The sequence below is a fragment of the Mesomycoplasma molare genome (assembly GCF_024918955.1).
GTDB lineage: Bacteria > Bacillota_I > Bacilli_A > Mycoplasmatales > Metamycoplasmataceae > Mesomycoplasma_A > Mesomycoplasma_A molare.
Genome location: NZ_CP103423.1, coordinates 345,829 through 370,698 on the forward strand (window position 1 = coordinate 345,829; position 24,870 = coordinate 370,698).

Here is a 24,870-nt window from a genome sequence, read left to right on the forward strand (position 1 = left end):
ATATTATTTATAAATGGGGGTGTAAAGGCTTCGACATATATGGGTAATATTAGGATTCAGTGGTGTAGTAGACCATAATTACTTCTAGGCTTTTTCAAACGGAAAAGAAGAAAAAACAGAAGTTTCATTTAATATGTTAGCTTCAAATAACTCAAACCTAGTTTTTGCTTAGTATAAACTAGTTGATAATAAAAAATTCCTTTCTTTTTTATTATTCATTATTTTTAAAGGATATGTAGATGGATTTAACTAAAATCTACAGAAATTTTTAGTTAAATAAATTAATATGTTTTTGTTTATTTAAGTATTAATTTATTATTTAAAATAAACTAAACTGTAAACTTCTAATAAAGTTCATGTGTGGACCCGGGTTCAATTCCCGGCATCTCCACCATTTTTTTTATTTTAAAAATGAATTATTGGATTTTAGAATTCATTTCCAATAATTCATTTAAAGTTATTTCAGTATCATAATAAAATATATTTTCATCTCATGCTTTATCGCTTGAGCTTGCTCTATATTTTATAATTTGGGTGTTAGAATCTCACTCTAAAAAATGATAGTAAGTTTTTTTATAACCACATGATAAACTTTCTTCTTCGTCCTTGTTAGATTTGTGTGTAAACACTTTTTTAAATAATTCTTTAATTTCTTCTATTTTCATGACATCATTATAACATTTTTAATAAAAAATGAATATTAAAGCAAAAAAATAGCAAAAAAATGACTTTTTTAGTTTTACAATAAGATAAAAAATTAATTTTTTATATTTTTTATTTATTTTTTTAGCAAATTTTATTTTTTGTATTATTTTATTGAAAATAAATTTTAACACTTAAAGTGATATAATTTTAAATTATTAAAGTAATTATTCTAATATAAGTGAGGTAAAATGGAAGAAGTTAGAGGTAAAAAAATAATGTCTTTTCTAAAGCAAAAAGAGATTAACGAATATATTAGAGCAAAAAAAGTTTTAAAACCTATTGATATTGAAGAAAAATTTAATTTAACAAAAAGTACAACTAGAAGATATTTAATAAAATTAGAAGAAGAAGGATATATTAAAAGACCTTTTGGTGAAGTTATATATAACGAAAAAAAAAATCAAATTGATAAGTTAGCTATAGAGGAAGTGAAAAATAATCCTGAAGAAAAAAGAAAAATAGCAGAAACAGCTTCAGTTTTAGCAAAAGATTACTTAAATATTTATGTTGATGGTGGTTCTAGTTGTTTTTATCTTTTAGAATTTTTAGATAAAAGTGCTAACATTTATACTAATTCTATCTACAATGCTATGCATGCAATAAATTTAGGTTTTAAAAGTGTTTTTATGATTGGTGGACAAATTAAAAATAAAAGTCTTTCTACAATAGCGTTGGATTTAAATACAATTAAGAATTTTAAATTTCAAATTGCATTTTTAGGAGTTAATGGAATTGATGAAGAAGGGAGACTAACAACAACCGAAATTAACCAAGGGATAATGAAAAAACATATCGCTCAATATTCAGATTTAGTAGTTGTACTTGCGACTGAAGAAAAATTTGGTTATGGAACTTTCTATGATTTTACACCCACTAATAAAATGGTATTAGTTGTTACCGATTATACTAAAAGAAAAGACTTTGATGGTTTAAATTTAATAGTAGTTAAAAAACCAGAAATATTAAAATAAAGGAGAAATATGACAGAAGTAAATAGCTTAAAAAAAATACAATCTAGTTTACAAGTTTTTTATCAAAAAATAAATAATATTCATTGAAACATAAAAGGATTAGAATTTTTTGAAATTCATGAAGAAACAGATAAACTAAAAGAAGAAATTTTAGAATTTGTAGATCAAATAGCTGAAAAAATAGTTATGAAAGATCAAGATGCGCTAGGTAGTTATAAAGAAATTTTAGAATATTCTTTTATAAAGGAAATTGAATCAAGACAATTTAACTATAAAGAATCTTTAGAAATTCTAATTGAAGATCTAATAAAAATATTAGAATTTTCTGAAAATATAGAATGAAGTGCAAGGGTGCAACCTATATTTGACGAAGTTTTATTAAGTTTTGATAAGTGATTATGACAATTTAAAGCAATGAATAAAAATAATTAATTTATTTTATTTTTTGCATTTTTAATGTAAAATATTTATATTAAAAATATTTCAAATAATTAAGTAAAAATAAAATATATTTTTTAATAATAGTTATCATTACAATGGGAGGTAGAAATGGCTATAGTTCCAAAAAGAAAAACTTCTAAGCAACGTAAACACAAAAGAAGAACTCATGATGCTTTAACAGTTCAAAATTTAGTTAAATGTGCAAATTGTTCTAATGGAATCCAACAACACAGAGTATGTAGATTTTGTGGTTTTTATAAAGGACAAAAAGTTCAAGGTTTTACTGCATTAAATGATAGATAATATTTTGAATATAAATTTGTATAAGTAGAATATTAAAATAAAATTAAGGTATTTAACCTTAATTTTATTTTTTAAAGTAAAATTATATAAATAAAAGAGAGGTGATGATATGTATAAAAAAATTTCTTTAATGGATAAAGAAATAGAAAATGCAATTAATAAAGAACTTTTTCGTCAAGAAGAACATATAGAATTAATTGCTTCTGAAAACTATGTATCTGAAGATGTTTTAATGGCTACAGGAAGCATTTTAACAAATAAATATGGAGAAGGGTATCCGGGAAAAAGATATTATGATGGTTGTGAGAATGTAGATGCTGTAGAAACGCTAGCAATCGAAAGATTAAAAAAAATATTTAATGTAAAATACGCAAATGTTCAACCCTATTCAGGTTCTACAGCAAATGCTGCTGCAATAGCTGCGCTAGTTGAACCTAATGGCAAGATCATGGGGATGTCTTTATCCTCTGGTGGCCATTTAACTCACGGATATAATGTTAATTTTTCTGGTAGATTTTATCAATCTTTTTCTTACGATGTAGATGAAAATGGACTATTAAATTATGATAATATTTTAAAACTTGCCAAAGAAATAAAACCAGATCTTATTATTTGTGGTTATTCTGCTTACTCTAGAGAAATTGATTTCAAAAAATTTAGAGAAATAGCTGATGAAGTTGGTGCTTTTTTAATGGCAGATATTGCGCATATAGCAGGATTAATTGCTGCAGGCATGCATTCTTCACCGGTTGAATACGCTGATGTAATAACTTCTACTACTCATAAAACATTAAGAGGAGCAAGAGGTGGAATAATTATGACAAACAACGAAGAAATTTCTAAAAAAATTGATCGTTGAATTTTCCCGGGTTATCAAGGTGGTCCTTTATTTCATTCCATCGCAGGAAAAGCTGTTGCATTTAACGAAGTACTACAACCTTTTTTTAAAATTTATGCTAAAAATATAATTAAAAATTCAAAAGCATTTTCTAATCAATTCCAAAAATATAATGTAATTATTATTTCAGGAGGAACTGATAATCATTTATTTACAATTAATGTAAAACAATCATATAACTTAACAGGTAAAGAAGCTTCTTCAATCTTACAAAAAATAAATATTACTGTTAATAAAAACACAATACCTAACGATACTCAATCACCTTTTATTACCTCGGGTATTAGATTAGGAACAGCAGCTATGACTTCAAGAGGTTTTTCTGAAAATGAATTTAAAATATTAGCAAATATTATTAATGAAGCTCTAATAAATCATAAAGATGATAATAAACTAGAGGAATTAAAACTAAAAGTAAAGGAATTAGCAAACAAGTTCCCTATAAAAAAATCTTATTGAAATGAAAAATAAAACATTATTAGTTGAAGAAAATTATTTAGTAAAAAACGTATTATTTCAAAAACAGCAAAAATTTTTTTTGATTTTTAAAATAATAATATTACTAATATTTGCTATATATTTCAATATCAATTATGTAAGTTACGTTAATTTAATCAACATAACAAATAATTCTTTACCAACAAAAATTTATTTTTCATTTATTTACAGTTTCTTGAATTGATTAGCTTACTACTTTTTATTTAGAACTTATATAATTTTTACAGAAAATATTATAAAAATAAGATATTTTCTTTTTTGAGTAGTTTTATATATTTTCTTATCGTTAGTTTCTTTTATATTTGGATATTTTTTAATGTTTTTCAAAAATAACATAATAACAGAAAGTGAATTTAAGCAATATATTATAGTTATTTTGTGAATTATATTTTCGATTTTAGTCATTAATCTTTCATATGTTATTTTTAATTACATGTTAAATAAAAAATTCGAATGAAAAAAGAAATATAAAAATAAATGAATCTTAATTTCCTTTATAAGTAAATTTATTTATTGAATCTTTGCATTTAAAATATATAGTTCGTTGATTTTGTTTTTAGATTCCAATGAAAACATTCTAGATTTTTACGTAATTGACTTTTGAATAAATCATTGAAATTTAAAAGATTTAATTATAAAATTATTATGAATTATTTTTTTCGGAATAACATTTTTTCCGTTTGCTATTACAATGATAAACTTTTGAGAAACAAAGAAAAAAGTTAGAGACATTTCAAATTTAATTTTTCAAATTTCTTTAGAAACTCTATTTTTTTCAATCATTTGATTTATAATAAAGTTTAATGAAAAAATAAAATTATCGTTTTGAAATTATGTTTTTTTATTTTTTTGTATTTTAATTATCTTAGCGTTTTTAATAAAGTTATTTAAAAAGAACAATAAAACAACGAATTATTTTTTAAATGTATTTATGGTTTTGTCGCTTTTTATAATTTGAACGCTTTTTTACTTAATAAATATAATCTACGATTTAGATTCTAAAAAAAATATTGAAGGTTTATATTTAAGTGATGTTAATTTAATATTTAACTCAATTACATCTTTTTTTATCATTTTTTTCTTCTCTGTAAAAAAGAAAAAAATTGACAAATATAATAATATTTTTATTAAAGGATTTATAAGTATTTTACTAACGATTTTGACTTTTTTGTTTTATCTAAAATCAAATAATCTTTTTCTAGCTATTAATGATTTTTTAAACATAGATATTTTATTATATTCTATTATGTTGTTTTATATTAGTGTATTTTTATTAATAAATTCTTGAAACAATTTCTTAATTTTTAAAAATTTAAAAGTAGGTAAAAAAAATGAGATGAATATTTAAAAAAAATAAAGCCAAAGCAATTAGAAGAATTTTGAAAAAAGAAAATAATATTTTTTGAATTCTTAACGATTATAAAGAAATAATGAAGAAAATCGAAGTAGCTTCAATAAAAGATATAGCTAATGAAATTAAATTGTTTTTAACTCAACAGGAACAAAAGGAATTTGAAAATTTTATTGAAAGTATAGAGAAAAAAATCAAAGATTTACAAAGTTTAGATTTTGATGAATTTAAAATAACTTGATTGAAAAAAGAAAAGATAATAATTCCGGTGCTAAATTCAGAAAAGAATATTGAACAAGAAAGAATTGAATTAAAAGAAAATTTAGATTTTTTAAATATGTTTGAAAAACTAAAAAAAATAATAACATTTATTTTAAATGGTGAAAAATACTTTTTACTTTCCGATGGACTTCTTATAGTTAAAGAAAATGAAAATTATAAACTTTTATTTAATGAAACTAAGGTAACAATTATATAATGAAAAAAATTATGATTTAATTTTAAAAGATATCAAAATCTATATTCTATATTAAAAATATCAAGATTAAATACTATCTCTGAAATTTTTAAAATTAATAATAATTTTGAAAAAAAAATATCTTATATTTTCGAAATAAAAAAAGCTATAGAAAAGATTGAAAATAAACATAAAATTGAATCTTCTTTTTATAAAAATAAGAAAAATAAAAATAATAAAAAACTTTGAATCTATATTTCGGAACCTATTGAAATAAAAACTATAAATTACAATAAAATAAATGAATTATTAAAAGAAAAGATAGACAAAAATAAAGATAGAATAATAGTTATAGGGGAAATAGCTAACGCATTCGCTAATAAGGAAAATTTACAAGTAATTTTTAGTAAAAAAAATAATTTAAATAGTGAAATAAAATTTCAGATAGAGCAAATAATTATAAATTTGTTTTTAAATAAAGAAATAGACGAGGTATTTTTTATTTTAAATACAAATAGAATAAAGAATTGAATTACCAAAGTTATTCCTATGGATGAATTTGATTTCCAAATTAACAACTATAACATAAATGAACAAATTATATACAAGGATGAGCAAACTTTATTTCCAGATATTTTAAATATTCTAGAAAATTTATTTTTTAACTATATAAAATTAGTTGTAAATACTTTATTTGAAGAATCTATTTTTTTTAAATACAAGCAAAAATTGCTTTATGAAACAAAAAAAATGAATGAATTAGAGCAAAAAATATACTCAGTTCAACTTGCTAAAAAAGAAGAAAAACGAAAAGAATTAACAGAAGAAATAATTTTAATTTCACAATATACAAAGGAAGAAAATGATGAAAAAATATAGATCATTTCTAAAAAATAAATTTTTCTTTTTTAAGAAGAAAAAGCATTTTTTTGATCTAACAATAAATTTTTCTAACGGCGAAAAAGTTGTTTTTTCAAACAAAAGATTAAATATTTTTCTTTTTGAAGACAAGAATTATTTTAGTTTAAAAAAAAATATTTTTTCCTCTTTTAGTAATTGTATAATTAAAATAATTGATCAAAATAAAAGCATAAAAAACATTTATTTTCTAGTTGAAAAAATAATATTCTCATCAGATAATAAAGAAGCTAATTTGATTATTTTAGGTAAAGAAAAAGAACTATTATATTTCGATAAAAATAAAAAAATAAAACAAGAATTATTAAAAGAATATAAAGAAATTAAAGTAAATTATAAATATTTTTTATCAAAAACTAAGTTAGGTTTAGAATTAGAAGAGTTATATGATTCAAAAAATGTTTTTACTAAATATCAAGAATTAAAAATGATGAAAGGTTTAAAACTATATTATAAAAAAAATGACTAAAAAAATCTTTTCTAAAAAAACGTTTTTTAAAAAAATAGGACTAATTATTCCATTATCAGTCTCAATTTTTAGTTTTGTTTCTATGTCGGAAAACGCTTCTGTTGAAGATGAAAATGATTTAATAAGTTATAAAGAAAAAATAAAAACAAATATTGAAAATAGTTTAAAAAATAAAATAACATCTTTATATGAAGAAGCAAAAAATTCTCATAATACTAATTTTCCTACAAAAGAAAGTTATGAAAAGTTGAGATTTTATGAAAATTTAAGTAAAAATTTTTCATTAGTAAAAAATTCTTTTGAAGGTTTTTTTGAAAGAGATTTTCAATTCTTAATAAGAAAAACCTACATAAGTTCAACTTCCGGTGATCCTAATAATATAAATGACGAAAACACAATAATAAACACTTTAACCAAAGAAGAAAAAAAAGAAATATTAAATGATTATGAATTAAGAATTATTAATATTTATATTGTTTTTGATTCTTGATTAAAAAATCAAGAAAATTTTCCTATTTATGGGGAGGATTTTTCAATTTCAGATAAAGAAATTACAGAGATTGAAAGAAATAAACTTATACAACTATTATTTAAAATGGAAAATAGAATTAGAAATTTTTCTTCTGAAAATTTTATCGCAAAAGCTATTAGAGATAAACTAATAGAACATAGAACTAGAGATAGAAAAATAATTAGAGAAGAAAGTTTAAAAAGTGAAATGGCTTTCGGAAAAATATCAATAAAAAAAGAAGCTTTAGAAAAAAATGCTTTTCTTTTAAAAAAAAGTGATATTTTTATCGAAAATAAGAATAACTTATTAATATATTCAGATAATTTTAAAGTCGTCTCTATTAATGAAACTGAATCTACAGAAGGAAAAATTTTAGAATTAAAAACGACTGCAAGATTAAATAATGTTCACATAGAATTATCAGAAACCTTTGAATTTGATTTTAAATTTAATGATTACTTTAATTTATATTTAAATAGAATAAATGAAGATATTAAAAAAAATAAAACAATTTATTTAAAAAAAGAAGCAGAAAATAAATTATTTAAAGATTTAACTATCGAAGATTTTTATCATATAAAAAGCGAAGAAAATGATTATGATTTAGAAATTAAATCAATAGAAAAAGTAGAAGGTAATGAAGACTTATCTAAAGCAAAAATTAATTATAGCATTATCAAAAAATTTACTGAAAATGACTTTGAAGTAGTTAAACCAAATCTTATTGAAAATAAAATATTTGAAGACGCTATTATAATTCAAAATATAAGAACAAAAAAAGATTTAAATTTAGATCAGGCAAAAGAATTAAATGTTATATTGACTGATAAAGGAAAAAAAATAACAGCTTCTCAAGCTAAATATTTTACGCCTTTAGAACAAATTGCTTTTATTGAAGGTGATAGACAAGGGTTTATATATAAAATAAAAAATATTAGAAAAAAAGAAAATACCGATGGGACGATAGGGATAGTAGAAATAGAAATATCAAACGGTATAAATTCTAAAAAATACCAAAAAGAACTTGAAGGATTTTTAAATGAAAATTCGGCACCCCCTTTAAATGGAGAAAATAATTTAAGCGAAGAAGAAAAAAATGAAATTTATTCAAAACTTGTAGAAAATCAACCAGAAATATTTTCAAAATTTTTAGATAGCTCTAAATTTAAAAATTTATCAGAAAAAGAGAAAAATACTTTAGCAACAGCGGCGTTATTATTTAAAAATTTTTATTCAAAAGAAAATCTGGAAAAAATAATAAATAACTTATCTCAAGATGAAGAATTTGAAAAACTATCAAAAGAAGAAAAAGAATTAAAAATCAAAGAAGCTTTTAATTCAGAAATTTTAGAAATGATTATGGAAAATAAAGAAATTTTACAAAAATCATTCGATCTTTCTTCGGATAAAAAAATCGAGAATATAAAGGAATTGTTTGAAGATACTTTAAAAATTGATTCAAGTATTTCAAATGATGTAATAAATAAAATAAAAGAAGATAAAGAAAAAATATTAGATAATTTAAATAATTTAGAAGATAAAGAAACTATAAAAAAAATAATAGATAGCATTTATAAAATAAATGAAGAAGAAAGAAAAATTCTTTTTGATAATGGAAGCTCGTTTTTAGAAAATATAAATCCTTTCAAAGTTAAAAATATAAAAAATAAAGTAGAACAATCGATATTATGATCTATTTTAGCTATTTCAAGCACTACATTGATTACTACAATTACTTCTATTGGTGTTTTAATTGCTAAAAATAAAGCAAAAATAAAGAATAAATTATCTCTGTTTTTATCAATGGGAATAGTTTCGGGTGTTATAACAACTTTTGTTATTGTAATTTTATTAGAATTGTTGAGGTAAAATAAAATGAAAAAAAATAATCCTATTATAAAATCAATAAATAATTCCTTAATTGAAGTTGAAGGAGAGTTTGATTATGCTCAAAATCAATTTTTTAAAATTAACAACGACACAAATGCTTTCTTATTAGATGCTTCAAATAAGAAAGCAAATTTAATTATTTCTAATACTAATTCGAAAATAAATATAAACACAGAAATTGAAACATATTCCTTTGAAAGTATTGAAACAAAAGAATCGTATTTCGGAAACATAATTGATATAAACGGAAATTTATTAAATAAGGAAGAAATTAAGTTTGATTCTAAGGAAGATTTTTCTTATGGCCAAAGTAAAATATTTTCTACTGCAAGAGACATAAAATTTAGAGAAAAATTAAACACACCTTTAAAAACAGGATATTTTGGTATAGATTTATTCACTCCTATAGGAAGAGGGCAAAGACAATTAATTATAGGTGATAGAAAAACAGGAAAGACTTTTATTTCCTTATCTTCTTTAATAAATAATAAAAACGAAGAAAATGTTAAATTTATTTATGCATCTATTGGTCAAAAACAAAATTCTGTTTCAGAAGTATTTAGTATTTTAAAAAAGAATAATTGTTTATCAAAAACAATAATTATTCATGCTAGTCCTGATAATTCATATGAACAATTTTTACTACCTTATGTAGCAATGGCTCATGCTGAAAATTTAGAAAAAAACAATTTTGATGTAGTTTTAGTTTTAGATGATTTATCAAAACATGCAAATATTTATAGAGAAATTTCTTTACTAATTAATAAACCTGTTGGAAGAGAAGCGTTTCCTGGGGATATCTTTTTTATGCATTCAAAATTATTAGAAAGAGGTGGAAATTTTAAAAATTCTGGAAGTATAACTGTTTTACCAATAATTGAAACTAATTCTGGAGATATAACTTCTTTAATTGCATCTAATTTAATTTCTATAACAGATGGGCAAATTATTACAAATGCAGAATTATTTAATTTAGGAATAATTCCAGCAATCAACTTTTCAATTTCTGTTTCTCGTACAGGTGCATCTGTACAAGATTCAAGAACTTCAAAAATATCTAAAGAAATATATAAAATTTATAATACTTATCTTAAAAATAAAAATTTGACAGATTTGAATTTTAACATTTCAAAAACCTTTTCTAAAATTTTAAATCAAGGGAAAAATATAGAAAAATTCTTGATACAAAAAGATTTTGATTCTCTCTATAAAAATTCAGAGTTAATTTTAATTTCACAAATAATAAAGTGAGATATTTTAAATTGAAGCGATGAAAACAAAGAGTTAATCAATTTTATTTTTAGATGATTTAAAACAAATTGACTTTCAAAAAGCTTTCTAGATAACTATATGAAATGTGAATATGTAGATGAATACATTTGAAAAGAATATGTAATTCATTTATTTAATAGTTACTACGAATTTAAAAATATAAATAGAAAATTAAAGAATGAATTATTTTTTAGAAAAATTAGTAAAGAAATGATAAAGAAAGTTTTAGGAGAATAATGATAAAAGGCAAAATTATTAAAATATCTAGCGATATTATTGAAGTGCGATTTTCTAACGAGATAAAAATTGAATTAGAAATTGGTAAAATTTTGTATGATGAAACGAAAGATAATCTCCTTTTAATAGAAAAAATAATTTCTGAAAATCTAATAAGAGCAATTATAATAAGCTCCAAAAGCAATTTATATATTAATCAAGAATTGATTTTAGCCAATAGTAAATTAAAAGTTCCAGTAGGCGAAAATACAAAAGGTAATATTTTTAACATAAAGGGAGAATCTTTAAATAATCCAAATTTACAATTTGAATTTATCGATATGGATTCTACAATAAATAAACAAAATTTCAAAAATACAGAAAAAGTTTTTTTAGAAACAGGAATAAAAGTAATTGATTTTTTTACACCTATATTTAAAGGTGCAAAATTAGGTATTTTCGGAGGAGCTGGTGTAGGTAAAACTATACTAATGAAAGAATTGATCTTTAATCTTTCAAATAATAAAACAAATTCAGATAAAAAAATAACACCTATTTTTATTGGTTCAGGAGAAAGAATAAGAGAAGGTCAAGAATTATTAGAGGAATTAAAAGAAGCTCAATTTTTAGACAAATCTATTGTTTTTATTTCGCAAATGAATGAAACTCCCGGATCTAGAAACAAAATAATACCATACGGAATAACTGCTGCAGAGTATTTGCGCGATAATAATAAAGAAGATATTTTATTATTTATAGATAATATCTATAGATTTATTCAAGCCGGAAATGAATTGTCCGCTTCTTTAGGAAAAAAACCATCTTCTGCAGGTTATCAACCAACATTAAATTCTGAAGTTGCATATATAGAAGAAAGATTAAACCAAAATCAAAATGGAAGTATCACTTCTTTTCAAACAGTGTTTTTACCAATGGATGATATAAATGATCCTGGTTCAACAGCTGTATTTAGTCATTTAGATTCTGTTTTGGTTTTATCTAGAGATATAGCTTCTAGTGATATTTTCCCAGCTTTTGATGCATTGAATTCAAATTCAAATTTAACAACTGTAGAAAATATAGGAGAAAAACACTTTCATGTTTTAAGTGAAACTAAGAGAATTCTACAAAAATATAATGAATTAAAAGAAATAATATTGATTTTAGGAATAGAAAACTTAGATTATGAAAATTGAGTAATAGCTAAAAAAGCATTACAATTAATCAACTTTTTTTCTCAAAAATTGAATGCTGCATCGAATTTTATTAAAGAAAAAGGGGACTTTGTTCCTTTAAAAGATACAATTGAATCTGTAAAAAAAATAAATGAAGGTCTCTATTTGAAAAGAGATCCTGAAGAATTTTTTTATATAAAGTCAACAAATGAATTATTAACAGATGAGGAACTAGATAAAAAAAATGCATAGTTTAGTTATTATTCAAAATATAGTTGGTTTTATAGCATTAATTATCACACCTTTTTCGACATTGCCTCAGTTATATAAAACTTTTAGAGAAAAAAAAGTAGGAACCATAAGTTTTAGTACTTTTTGAATTCTTTGGATAGGTTTAATATCATGATTTTTTTATTCTATTTTTCAAAACGAAACTTCAATTTTTCTATTTTTATCTTCATTTTTAGATTTAAGTTTACTAAGTAGTTTGCTTTTTTTATTATATAAATATTCCAAAAATAAGCATTACATCTCAATGACTATATTTTTAGTAACAATTTATTTTTTCATTGTTACTATAGGAATATTAAAAATAAATAAAATAGTAGAATTTAGTAACTCAATTATTAACAGCATATTAATAAACATCGGTAGTTTTTGTATTGCTTTCGCTTCTCTTCCGCAAATTATTAAAATTTTTTGAAAAAAAGAAATTAAAGGGATCTCACTCTTTTACAAATCGCTGGTTTTTTTAGTTGAATTATCTTGATTTATTTATTGATTAATTGCAGGATTATTAGGCATATGAGATATTAATGAAGGAGTTTCTGTTCCGTTGCATGAAATGATTCAATTGATGATATGAGCAAGTTTAGCTGTTTTTATAAATCTTTTATTATTACTAATTTTGATTTTTAAAAATTGAGTGACTGCCTTTCTAAATCGACAAAAAACAAAATTTTAATATAAAAATTTTTTAAATAAAATACTTTTAAACTTAAAAAATTGTAGAAATTTCTAAAAAAATATTCTTTGTAATATAATTAAAACTATGAAAAAAATAGTTACAGTTAATATTGAAATCCCTAAAGGGTCAAATATAAAATATGAATACGATAGAGAAAAGCAACAAATGGTTGTTGATCGTATTTTAAGAGACGGTTTTAGATATCCGGCCAATTATGGTTCTTTAAGAGAAGCGTTAGATTGAGACGGGGATGAATTAGATGTTTTAGTATATTCAGAGGAATCATTTGTTCCTGGGGTTGCATTGAATGCCAGAATTATTGGAGCAATGAAAATGATTGATGATGGCGAAACAGATACTAAATTAATTGCTATTCATGAAGATGATTATCGTTTGGATAATATCAAAACGTTAGATGATTTACCTGAATGATGATTGAGAGAAGTGAAAATATTTTTTAGTACTTACAAAAACTGAAAAAGAGAAAATATTACTTCAGTAAGTGGTTTTGAAGGTATTGATTTTGCTATAAATGAATATAATGAATGTGTAGAACTAATGAAACAATACTCACATTTACCAAAAAAAGAATTCATAAAATTAATGAAAGAAAAGCATCCTGAAAAATATCTATAATCAATGAAAAAAGCTTTTGATGATAGTTTTATAAACGAAAATACTAAAATAATTGTTGGTTGTGACGAAGTTGGAAGAGGTTGTATTGCTGGTCCATTAGTTGCTACTTGTATTATTTTAAAAAAAGATTTTAATTCAAAATTAATTAATGATTCTAAAAAAATTAGAAAAGAAAAACATAAAAATATTGTAGAACTTATAAAAGAGAATTCTGTAGAATATCATACTGTTTTTATAGATGAACAAACAATAGATGAAATTAATATTTTAAAGGCTTCCAAATTAGCAATGGAAAAATCTTTAAAAAAATTTAAATCAAAAATAGATTTAGTAATTACAGATTTTATAAAATTAGATACAAAATTAAAACAAATTAATATAACTAAAGGCGATTCTAAATCTTTAACAATTGCTTCTGCTTCTATAATTGCAAAATACACGCGAGATAAATATATGAAAAAAGTAGGAAAAAAATTTCCTGAATACAATTTTGAACAAAATGCAGGATATCCAACTAAATTTCATAAAGAGCAAATAGAAAAATATGGTATAACGCCAATTCATCGTATAAGTTTTAAACCTGTTAAAAAATATTTAGAAAAATAGAAAATTAAAGAATTATAATGTTCTTTATTTTTTTTATTCCAATATGTGATAAAATAAAATTGTTATAGCACAGGGGTGCCAAGAGGCTGAGATTATACCCTATAACTTGATTTGGTTAAGACCAACGAAAGGAGTTGCTTTCTTTTTTTGTTGCGTCTAAACAGAAAGGAAAACGTGACAATTATAAAGAAAATAGTTTTTTCTGCTCTTATCTTATCGCTCATAATGGTGACTAAAATTATTGAATCATTTATCCCTGATTTACCTAATGGTTTAGGAAATATAGCGAAATTAAGTGAAATTACCATACTCTTAAGTTCAATAATTTTTGGACCTATTATTACTTTAATATCGGTTTTAATTTATATATCATTAATTAGTCCAATATTTAGTTCTTTCTTAATTTCCGGAATTTTTTACGTTGAAAAAATAGAATCTAGAATAGGCGTTTATTTTTTAGATTATTTCATTCCTTTAATACTAATTTCTTTAGTTGGGTTAGGTAATAAATTTAAAAATCACTATATTTATCTTTTTGCCTATTTAATGACTTTTTTAGTTCTTATTAGTCATTCAATAAGTGGAATTATATTTTTCAAGGAATATTTAGAACCTATAATAAAAAAAGATATATTTTACTTTTTATTATCGTTTGGATTGAATTTATTAGGTTATATAATATTTTTTGTAGGACTCCCTTTATATATCTATTTAGCTAAAAAATTAAACAAAAATTTTTCAAGCAAATTAAAATCAGGTTTTTAAACCTGATTTTAATTAATTCCCTGAATTATTTTTAGATTTTACTCTATCGACATAATCTCTCAAAGCTAAACCAACACCATTTTGATTATATGTTGATGTATAAAATTTAGCTTTTTCTCTGGTATTATCTCTTGAATTTTCCATAGCATAGGAAAAGTCGCTTATAACTAGCATGGATCAGTCATTTGGACTATCACCGATTGTCATTGAATTTTTAATATCTTCGTTGTAAATATTTTCACTAAATCATTTAGCAGCATTACCTTTAGAAGAATTGTGTGCAGTTATTTCAAGATGATTTTTTTTCATAAAAACAATATTAATTTTTTCATTTTTAATTTCTTCGTAAATTTTAGCAATATTTTCTTCTGAATCAAATAATTCCATTTTAACTACATTTTTATCGGTTTTATCGTTTATTTTAACGTTGGTATCGGAAAATAATGAATAAGCATATGAATATTTAAATTCTAGTTTGGGATTAAAAGTATAATAGTCTTTATCTGTTCAATAATTTAGTTGTGAATTAAATTTTTTTGCCATAGAGATAATTAATTCCTGTGTTTTTAAAGAAAAAGGATTAGTGTAAATATATTTTTTTTCTTGGTTATCAAATATAGCACCACCATTAGAGGTTATTAAGTATCTTACATTTAATTCACTAGCCAAATTTTGATGTCTATCAAAAGCAGGATTTCCAGTTGAAATAACAAATTCTCCTCCTTCTTTTTGAAATCTTAAGATGTCTTTTTTAGTTTCTACAGAAACTTTAAAATCAGGTCCATAAATTGTGCCATCGACATCCGAATAGCATATCATTTTTTTAATCATTATTTTATTATAATAAAAATTATTTATATTTTTAAATTTTAATTATTTTTTAATTTAAAGTGCTAAAATTATTTTGTGAAAAATATTAAAAATAAATTAAATAAAAAAACATCTTTATCTATAATAAAAATTTCCAGTTTACTATTATCTACCAGTTATTTAATTTCTTGTAATCAACAAGTTGTTGAAAATACAGAAAATGTAGATTTTAAAAATGAGATTAAATTTAATAATCCTCAAATTATTGACAAAAAAGAAAATAAAGTTTCTATTTTATTTTATGTTGATTCAACAAAAGAATTTAAAAATAATAATTGGCATTTGTTAATAGAAGATAACAATAAAAATAAATTTACTTCTTATAAACATGAGTTAGTTGAAAAAGAAAAAAAATTAATTTTTTATTTTGAGAATTTAAATTTTAACAGAGAATATATTGTGAGATCTATTTTTGATCAAGTTAATTCTAAAGACTTAAGTAGCAAAAATATTATTTTTTCTATAGAACCCTCTAATACAAAAATAGATTTAGAAAGAGTTTCTATTTCTTTTTTAAACACAAATGAAGTTGGTTTTAAAATTGGAGTACTAAGTGATGATAATTTTAAAATAGGAGAAAAGAATAAAGTAAAATTAACGTTTAGTTATTTTGACGATGAATATAATGAAAAATTTATTTCCATAAATTCAGATTTAAAATTTCAAAATAATAAATATTTTTTACAAGATACTTTAACAAATCTTGTTCCGTCCAAAAAATACACTTTAAGAAGTGCTAATTTTTTAGATAAGCCACTTTATACAAAGTTTAATATTAATAATAGTTTAAGTAATGAAATTAATTTAGGAAACAATGAAAATTTGAATATTAATTTTGTATCTCCTGCTAAGACTGAATTAGGATTAAACTCAAAATTAGATTATGATATCAGAGAGGCATTAATTACTAATTTAGATTCAGAAAAAAACAAAAAAATAGATTTTACTTTAAGTAATATAGCATTAAATAAAATAAAAATCGATTTTAACAATATAAATGATCAAGTAAAAATTAAATTTTCTAAGTCAACTGATAATTCTAAAGAATTTAGTTATGCTAACATTAAAAAATATGACGAAATTAATAAGAGACTTTTTTTCGATGTACAAGGCTCTAAATTAGGAGAAGAATATTTACTAGAAGAAATATTGATTCACGAAAAAGAAGAAGCTAATAATATAGATGAAACAATAAAATTTGATATTTCAAATTTAAATAAAAAACTTTCTATCGAATCTTTACTTTCTTTCAATATTGAAATTGACTTAGATAAATCATTTATTAAAAATATTGATAAATATGAAAAATATTCTTTTATAACTTTGAAAATAAAAAACGAATTAATTAATACAGATATAAACGATTTAATTAACGAATTGTTTTTAAACAATTTTTCAGAAGAAGAAAAAGGTGCTATAAAAAACAAATTACTTAAAATTATTGAAAATAATCTTTTAAAAATTTTAAATAAAAACAATATCAATATTGAAGAAAAAATATTAATTTTAAAATTTGATAATAATGCTGAAGATGTTTTTTATGAAGAAGATAATAATAAAAATTATTTTATAATAAATAAAAATCAAATACAAAATGATAATTCTGATGAAAATTCCGAAGAAATAGTGATTTCTAATTTCGATAATACATACAGTCTTAAAGTTGTAAAAAATCCTTTCATTAGTAATAATGAAATAGGTAAAATTTTAAAGCATGATGGTTTCGAAATTAAAAGATTAAGTAGTGAAACATTATTTGCTCATAATGAAGATAATTCACATTCATATAGAATACCTACAATTTTAAAATTAAAAAATGGAGATATTTTAAGTACTATAGATAGAAGGGTTGATAATGAATCTGATTATAATAATGAAATAACTCAAGTATTTAAAATTTCAAAAGATAACGGTAGAACATGATCAGAAAATAAGGAAATTGTGAAAATGTCTATTCCTAAAAAGAATGGTAAAGGAATAGTTATTGACGGGGTAATGACAGAAATAGATTACTTTGATGAGAAAAGTAATTCTTCAAAAACTAAGTTACATTATATTTTTGACGTTTTCCCAGGAACTAACACTGGAATACCTCATTTATTAGATGGAAATCCATGAATTTATGTTAATGATGTTGCTTATTTAAAATTATGAACAAAGTTAAATAATGGAAATAATTTTGATACTAGAGTTTCTGTTCTTAAGAAAGTAAATAATGAAAATAATTGATTTAGAAGATATATTTTACCCGAAGGAGTTAACTTTAATAGTTCAAATTTTAATGAAAATACTGTTTTAGAAGAGACAAAAACTTATGTAGATTTAAATTATGATCCAGCAACCAAGAGTATTTCTGGATCGGTCTATGAGAATGTAGATTTAGAAGATTTTTCGAATATAGAAAATTTAAAAAATAAAAAAACTAATCATAGTATATTAGATGAACCTAGAGATGCTTTTTATGCTATAGCTAAAAATAGTCATGTTGCAACGTTGGAAAGTTATGATAATGGTGAAACATGAGGAAATCTTCAGTGAATTGATATGTCTTTATCTAAAGAAAGAAAAAACCATAAATTTGTTGGTACTGGTGTAGGTAATAGTATACAATTAAAACATCAAAAGAATCCAGAAAATAATGGAAAAATTTTAATTCCTATGTATTCGGTTTCCAATAAACACTTCTTATACTACATATTTAGTACTGATTTTGGAAAAACATGAAGAAAGTTTGAACCTACAGGATTTAAAGAAAATTTATCTGAATCATCTTTTATAGAAACAGAAGATGGTGAAATTTATTGACTAGCTAGAAATTCAATTTCTTGAGGTAGAGAAGATCATAAAATGTATATTTCTAAAAGCACTGACGGTGGGCTAACTTGAACTAGTCCCGATAATACAACGAATAAGGGTAAAGAAATAATTTTAGGTAAGAATTATGATGGGAATGTATTTAGTGGTTTAAGTTATTTTAATTACAAAAATAAGAAATATTTTATTTTTTCTCTTCCAAAAAATAACATTAGAAGAAATGGAGCATTGTTTATAACAGATGATACATTTTCTAATTTTACAGAGTTATTTAAATATGACAAAAACGAAAGAGAACATTTTGTTTATAGTTACGCATTAGTTACAAAGGTAACAGAAGATTATATAGATTTTGTTTCTGTGTATGAAGCATCAGAAAAATTTAAAATAATAAATAATGGTTTTGATAGAAATAGACCCAATGGGGAAGAAATTCAAATAGATAGATTTAGATTATGAATAACAAACAAAGAATCACAAGCTTAATAAGAAACTAAAATTATTTACATTTTTATTAAAAAAGTGTATAATATTAAAATAAAAAAAAGAAAAGGAAAAAATGAATAAACAAATTAACAATACTATTTGTGTTAAAAAGGGTAATTCAATTATTATGACTACCTTTGTTTATTTATTTGTTTAATTTCTATTAAGTTAAAATATGTTTTTTAAATCATTAAAATAATTTCAAAATCTTTACTTTATAAGAAATTAGATAATAACTAATTTTCAAAAAAAGTAAAGATTTTATTTTTATTTTATTAATTAAGAAAGAAGTGAAAATGTTGAAAAAAAAGTTAAGTTTAACCGCAAAAGTATTAATTTCTAGTGGAATTATTTTAACAAGTAGTGCAGCAGCAATAGGGGGTGCTTTTTTATTTGCTAATCTTTCAGATGAAGTTAATGGTTCAAAATCGAACTTAACTTCTGAAGAATTAAAAAATGATTATTCTAAAATTTATGATAGCGATAGAAATTTAAAACCACAATTGAGTGTTAAAGATCCTTTAAAAAAACAAACAGTAGCATTATTGAATGAGGAAGGGACAGAATTTTGATTTAAAAATAACCCTAATACAAAATATAATTTTGAAGATTTTTTTCAAAAATATTATGAAAAATACGAAGAAAGTTTTATATTAGAAGTTAAATATGGATCATTTTCTTTTTATAATGAATATGTACTAGCAGTAAGACCAAAACAATTTATCGAATTTACAAAATGGTTTTTTACAAACGTTTCTTGAGGACCGGATTTAGTTACTTTAGAAAGCTTTAGATTGGTTCCTGGGGTAGAACAAAATGGTAATGCTATAACACTAGGTTCACACTCTACTTTACATAAGGAAGTAAGTGAAATAAAATTTTTCCCCGATGCTTTTTTTGGTTCACTACCCATTTACTCAGAACTTTCGGGTAGAGGTAATTCTACAGATTCTTTAACTTATTTAGGTTTTAGAAATTTACAAGATAAAAAAACTATAGATGTATTTTTAAAAAGTATTCCTTCAATAAGCGCAATAAAAAACGCTAATTCATCTAGCGAAAACAACGCCTTTCTTTCTTTATTAATACCTTCAAAACTGCTAAATAAAGAATTTAAAGTTTTACCAAATAGAACAGCTGGAGAAAACGGAAGAGGAACATTATTATTTAATAAAGATATAACAGAAGAAGAATATACAAAAATTTTAAAAGAAAATAAATTAAACATTAATAACTTTCCTTTTTCTTCTCTAGAAAAAGCTATTGTAACATCCACTAACTCTGTATTAAATGATTCTAATCCAGTTTTTACATTAGAATTAACATTTCCCAATTTAGATTCAAACAATAAATTAAATTTAAGAATGACAGAGGGGGAAATTAGTAGTAAATGATTAGTAAGTTACTATACTTTAAAATCCGAAATTGATAGAGATATTAAACATTTTTTAGATTTTTATGATGTAACTTCTTATAAAAATAGAAAAATCTTTGAATTTACAGAAAATAATAAAAAGTATTTTTATAAATCTAAAATTGAAGCTTTAAATAAAAATAAAACTCTAAAAAACTATAGTAATTTACCAGAAGATATAAAAGCAAAATTAGTAGAGTTAACAGTTAAAGATATTGACGTTGTTGATGCAAAATTACATATTACATTTGTCAATAGTCAAAACGAAGAAAATACAGTAATATATGACTCTAAAAACATAGATGAATTTGAACAGGAATTTGAATTTTTAAAAGAAGCTTTAGGTTATAAAGGTAGTTTAAACCCTGTTACTATATCATATGGACCTGAAAATCTTTCTTTAAAAGATGAAGACGGAAATCCTATAACAGGACTAGATTCTAGAAATTACCAAGTTTATTATGAAACATATTCAGGTATTATAAAATCAATTACAAAAAAATATCCTCATTTATTAAAGAAACAAAACGGTCCGCATATTGCTAAAAAACTTAATGACAAAGGTTATTATGAATACTCATTAGAGAATGGAGAATTTAGAGGCTTCCAAAGTTCAGATAGAATAGGTTTACCTTTAGTATTAGGAGCAACTTTAGACGATTTTCAAGGAATTTCTATTGACTTTTTAAAATATGTTACTGCCCATGAGTATGGACATCACTTTACTTTAGATCAAAATAAAGCTTTAAATACAGGTGAAAATGCACTAGTTATTGGTGGATTAGGAACAAGATCAGGAATAAATATAGATTCATATTATTCTAAAATCGGTTTAAAAAATTACTTACTAGCAAGAAGTAATCTAGATTTTGAAAGAGTAAATGCTTTTGGTAAACCATCAGAAAAAGGTCAATTTATTAGATTTAAATACATTAAAGATGACGGAAGTGAAGTAACTGAAAGTGATAATGATATTTGAGGAAATGCTAATCCTAAAGCTGATATTTATTCAGTTATAAAAAATAAAGAAAGAAGATTTTTACAAACATTTGAAGGTTTAGAAGAAGCTGCAAAACTAAGAAATGTAAAACTTAGAGATTTATTTTTAGCAAATTCTTTTGATGAACATTCTGGAACACTAAATCCTGAAATAAGCGGTTCTACAAAATCATTTGTTAAAAAAGAAATAGAAATTGATGGTGTTAAAAAAACAACTTATGTTGCTGAAACAGTAACTTTAAAAAATATTTTAAATGAATTAACAGATGGTAAAGGAAATAAAATATCTGATTTAGTAACCTTTACTAGTGATACTACTTTTGATCTAGAAATAGTTAAACTAGAAGAAAAAATAGCAGAAGATGGTACAAAACAAACACTTGCAAAAGAAATAAGAATGTTTAATGCTGATGGAACACCTGTAATCAATATTCCTTTAAATGAACCTTTAGATAAAGCTTCCTTAGATTTCATTAAAGAAAGAACTAATAGTATAAAAACTAGTTTAGAAAATACGGTAGTTACTACTTTCATAAGCTCGGGTTGAAATACAAGCAATTCTTTTTTAGGAGGTACTATTTCTCCTTCATTTAGAACTTTTTTATCAAGTGAATCTGGAAGTATATTAAAATCTAACTTACTAAACAGAAATGATAATTCTGAAATTAATCCCGAAAACAATAAATTACTAGAAGAAAACAATCCAAGAAATTCCAAAGAATATTTATCTATCAATTCTAACGAAGAACTTGGACTACAAGTTAATAATATAATTGAAGTAGCTAAAAATTTTGAAGATAATAGAAGTTCAGGTAGAGCATATGAGGGACAAATAGGAAACGTTTTAACATTTGTGAATGGCTCAAATGATAATTACAATTCAGAAATTAAATTTAGTTTCCCATTAGTTGCCAGAGGACAATCTAGATTTTTATTTAATATGTATCAAAATGGATTAGAAAATAATATAAAAACAGTTTCAGAAAATTTTGATATTCCAGTAAATGGTAAAATTCAAACTAATCCAGCTTATTTATTCGCAAGATTCGGTACTAATATTTTAAATTCGAATCAGTTATTTGAAAGTCCTGAATTTATATTTTTAAATGAACAAAATCAAATTTCATCTAATGATGAATTAAGAAATGCATTTAATAGTAAAAATATAGAAAAAATTAAATCTTTAGTTAATAAAATAGCATTTAATACTCCTTCTAAAAATTTTGAGAGTTCTGAAAACGGAACTAATTTATATTTTGCTTTTTCTAATTCTATATCTGTAATTGAATTAACAACAAATGCTAATAGAAAAGAAAAAACAATAGCATTTAATAATTTAAAAAACTTTTTTGAATTTGCATCTATAGACTTTTCAAAAGCTACATTAGTAAATGTTAAAACTAATTCTTTGACTTCAAAACAGGAACCAACTTTTAATTGAGATATTGAATATGTAAAAACAAAATTTAATTTTGATAAATTTAAAGAATCATTATTAGCCAATGAAAAAGAACAAGCTTCTAAAAAAGAGGAAATTAGAAATGCTTCAGAACAATTCATTGCGAATGAATTAATGAAAAGATTTAGAAAAACTCATTATTTTTTAACAATTAAGGATTTTAATCCTATAAAAGAATTAGTTAATAATCAGGCTATATTTTCAAAAGAATTTGGAATTGAAATGCATAACCCTGATTTTCTAGAAGGTATAGTTTTTGATTTAAATGCTTTTTCTAAAGTTGATCAGGAAATTAAATATGATGCCAATAAATTACAAAGTATTTTAAAAGATTTTATTATAAAAACTTTAGAACACGAAAATAATTTAAGCGAAATTTTAGAAACAATTAATACTCAAGATTTATATAGATTAATCGGTAATATAATTACCTGAAAAAATAACGGAATTGCACAAAGGATAACATTAGGAGAATTAGTTTTCAACTCTTTTAATAATGGAAAACCAAGTACAGATGTTATTAATTATAATTTAACAAGAGTTGAACCATCTATTTCAGACAAATTTACTGATTATATTTACAGTATTGCAGAAACTTTAACAAGAGATTATGTTCAAACAACTTATGTACCAAGTTTTTCTGATTTTGGTAATTTACCAAATTATTTAAAGGGATTAAGTGAAAGTAAAACCGGTTTAGATTATGTAGTTGATGCTACAGAATTAAGAATTTGAAATGAAAGAAAAAACAATTTTGACGTTTCTGCCTCAAGTATTTCTCAAGCTGGTAGAGCAATTAAATTTGAAGAATATATACCTTTAACTAAAAATATTTATATAGAAGCAGCAGAAACAATTGAGCAGTACAGACAAATAATTTCTATATATAGACAACAAGTTCAAGAAATTATGTTAAATTCTTCAGATGGTAGAGATAGAAGTAAAGAAATTGAAGAATTGGACAAAAAAATAAAAGAAATTACAAGCAAAATAAAAGAAGCAACAGACAGAAGATTTGATAAAGTAATACCTATTAAAAATAAAATTTATGGTTCTTATATTAGTAGAAATATAACTCCTAGAGACGATGATAAAACATCATCATACTTTGGGAATTTTATGACTAGAAATAATGGTTACTTTAAAGATAAAGTAGAAAAAGAAAAAATAGGTTTAGAGTTATATGACGATCAAAGAAATGAAATAGTTGACAATACTATAAGATTAAAAGATTTTGATGGTAATAAAATTAACACTAGAGCAAAAGCTTTTTTTGTATCTCAAGTGTTAAATTATGGTGTCGGAAATAGAAAAGTTTCGGGTCTTTTTAGAAATAAAGAAAAAGATGCAGTAGCTTTATATGGTTTTGTCAAAAACGAAGAAGCTAATAAGATAAAAAGAATTAGATTTACAGATATTTTTACAAATGAAGTGAAATATTTAGAAGTGAATTTTAAAGATACTAATAATCTATTTTATTTATCAAAACAAGGAGATATTAATTCAAAAGTAACACTTAATGACTTGGGTTATTCATCTTGGGTTTCTGATTATGGAATTATGGCGAAATATAGAGATACACTATTAAAACCTAAACATAAATATTTTGTCGATTTTGTGGATGAAAATAATAATTTTGTTTCTGAAGTTTCTTTAGGAGATTTAAGTAGTATTTCTGAAAACGGAAAAACAGACTTACAAGCTTCTATCAAGATGTATAAAAACGAAAGTAACAAAACAATCATTGATATAGATTATCAATTTAATATAACAGGTTAG

At 22.7% G+C, this 24,870-nt stretch carries 19 protein-coding genes, 1 other RNA gene and 1 riboswitch; of the genes, 18 read left to right on the plus strand and 2 right to left on the minus strand.

Annotation, left to right across the window (positions count from 1 at the left end):
- The first annotated feature begins 15 nt into the window (after positions 1-15).
- Positions 16-394, plus strand: a transfer-messenger RNA (tmRNA) gene (gene ssrA / locus NX772_RS01620).
- Positions 395-416: 22 nt separating this feature from the next.
- Here the strand turns inward: ssrA and NX772_RS01625 are convergent.
- The gene (locus NX772_RS01625) at positions 417-665 is read right to left on the minus strand and encodes a hypothetical protein (RefSeq protein ID WP_027123664.1); all 249 of its coding nucleotides are present in this window, start codon (positions 663-665) and stop codon (positions 417-419) included.
- Between the two features lie 228 nt (positions 666-893).
- Between NX772_RS01625 and NX772_RS01630 the strand changes: the two genes are divergently transcribed.
- The 15 genes from NX772_RS01630 to NX772_RS01700 all read left to right on the plus strand — a co-directional run bounded on the left by NX772_RS01630 (position 894) and on the right by NX772_RS01700 (position 15,049).
- Complete coding sequence (locus NX772_RS01630; RefSeq protein WP_240532013.1) at positions 894-1,676, plus strand: DeoR/GlpR family DNA-binding transcription regulator; 783 nt, start codon at positions 894-896, stop codon at positions 1,674-1,676.
- Positions 1,677-1,685: 9 nt separating this feature from the next.
- The gene (locus tag NX772_RS01635; protein ID WP_027123662.1) at positions 1,686-2,108 is read left to right on the plus strand and encodes a Dps family protein; all 423 of its coding nucleotides are present in this window, start codon (positions 1,686-1,688) and stop codon (positions 2,106-2,108) included.
- A gap of 117 nt (positions 2,109-2,225) precedes the next feature.
- Complete coding sequence (gene rpmF, locus NX772_RS01640) at positions 2,226-2,420, plus strand: 50S ribosomal protein L32 (protein WP_027123661.1); 195 nt, start codon at positions 2,226-2,228, stop codon at positions 2,418-2,420.
- 109 nt (positions 2,421-2,529) lie between these two features.
- Positions 2,530-3,789, plus strand: coding sequence for a serine hydroxymethyltransferase (gene glyA, locus NX772_RS01645; RefSeq protein WP_027123660.1), 1,260 nt, complete (start codon positions 2,530-2,532; stop codon positions 3,787-3,789).
- Positions 3,779-5,164 carry an MSC_0624 family F1-like ATPase-associated membrane protein gene (locus NX772_RS01650; protein ID WP_027123659.1) on the plus strand — a complete coding sequence of 462 codons (1,386 nt, stop codon included), beginning with the start codon at positions 3,779-3,781 and terminating at the stop codon, positions 5,162-5,164. Before glyA ends, NX772_RS01650 begins: the two co-directional genes overlap by 11 nt.
- Positions 5,148-5,645 carry an MSC_0623 family F1-like ATPase-associated protein gene (locus tag NX772_RS01655; protein ID WP_027123658.1) on the plus strand — a complete coding sequence of 166 codons (498 nt, stop codon included), beginning with the start codon at positions 5,148-5,150 and terminating at the stop codon, positions 5,643-5,645. The genes NX772_RS01650 and NX772_RS01655 overlap by 17 nt, the downstream gene beginning before the upstream one ends.
- A gap of 444 nt (positions 5,646-6,089) precedes the next feature.
- Complete coding sequence (locus NX772_RS01660; protein ID WP_259429401.1) at positions 6,090-6,503, plus strand: hypothetical protein; 414 nt, start codon at positions 6,090-6,092, stop codon at positions 6,501-6,503.
- Entirely contained in the window at positions 6,487-7,011 is a 525-nt protein-coding gene (locus tag NX772_RS01665; protein ID WP_036450429.1) for an MSC_0621 family F1-like ATPase epsilon subunit, read from the plus strand. Before NX772_RS01660 ends, NX772_RS01665 begins: the two co-directional genes overlap by 17 nt.
- Positions 7,004-9,391 (plus strand): hypothetical protein, encoded by a 2,388-nt coding sequence (locus NX772_RS01670; RefSeq protein ID WP_027123655.1) that lies wholly within the window; start codon positions 7,004-7,006, stop codon positions 9,389-9,391. The genes NX772_RS01665 and NX772_RS01670 overlap by 8 nt, the downstream gene beginning before the upstream one ends.
- A 6-nt stretch (positions 9,392-9,397) precedes the next feature.
- A complete protein-coding gene (locus NX772_RS01675) occupies positions 9,398-10,921 on the plus strand; it encodes an MSC_0619 family F1-like ATPase alpha subunit (protein ID WP_027123654.1) in 1,524 nt (507 codons plus the stop codon).
- Positions 10,922-10,923: 2 nt separating this feature from the next.
- Entirely contained in the window at positions 10,924-12,327 is a 1,404-nt protein-coding gene (locus tag NX772_RS01680) for an MSC_0618 family F1-like ATPase beta subunit (protein ID WP_027123653.1), read from the plus strand.
- Positions 12,320-13,039 (plus strand): PQ-loop repeat-containing protein, encoded by a 720-nt coding sequence (locus NX772_RS01685; RefSeq protein ID WP_027123652.1) that lies wholly within the window; start codon positions 12,320-12,322, stop codon positions 13,037-13,039. Before NX772_RS01680 ends, NX772_RS01685 begins: the two co-directional genes overlap by 8 nt.
- Positions 13,040-13,126: 87 nt before the next feature.
- Positions 13,127-13,678 (plus strand): inorganic diphosphatase, encoded by a 552-nt coding sequence (locus NX772_RS01690; protein WP_027123651.1) that lies wholly within the window; start codon positions 13,127-13,129, stop codon positions 13,676-13,678.
- A 3-nt stretch (positions 13,679-13,681) separates the two neighbouring features.
- The gene (locus tag NX772_RS01695; RefSeq protein ID WP_027123650.1) at positions 13,682-14,284 is read left to right on the plus strand and encodes a ribonuclease HII; all 603 of its coding nucleotides are present in this window, start codon (positions 13,682-13,684) and stop codon (positions 14,282-14,284) included.
- A 61-nt stretch (positions 14,285-14,345) separates the two neighbouring features.
- A riboswitch (TPP riboswitch) is annotated at positions 14,346-14,435 on the plus strand.
- 74 nt (positions 14,436-14,509) lie between these two features.
- Positions 14,510-15,049, plus strand: coding sequence for a hypothetical protein (locus NX772_RS01700; RefSeq protein ID WP_051542232.1), 540 nt, complete (start codon positions 14,510-14,512; stop codon positions 15,047-15,049).
- Positions 15,050-15,061: 12 nt separating this feature from the next.
- On the opposite strand, the gene NX772_RS01705 is transcribed toward NX772_RS01700, so the two are convergent.
- A complete protein-coding gene (locus tag NX772_RS01705) occupies positions 15,062-15,880 on the minus strand; it encodes a Cof-type HAD-IIB family hydrolase (protein WP_051542230.1) in 819 nt (272 codons plus the stop codon).
- 75 nt (positions 15,881-15,955) lie between these two features.
- On the opposite strand from NX772_RS01705, the gene NX772_RS01710 reads away from it, so the two are divergent.
- Positions 15,956-19,219 carry an exo-alpha-sialidase gene (locus NX772_RS01710; RefSeq protein ID WP_051542228.1) on the plus strand — a complete coding sequence of 1,088 codons (3,264 nt, stop codon included), beginning with the start codon at positions 15,956-15,958 and terminating at the stop codon, positions 19,217-19,219.
- Between the two features lie 296 nt (positions 19,220-19,515).
- On the plus strand, positions 19,516-24,870 hold the full coding sequence (locus tag NX772_RS01715) for a PDxFFG protein (RefSeq protein WP_027123648.1): 5,355 nt from the start codon (positions 19,516-19,518) through the stop codon (positions 24,868-24,870).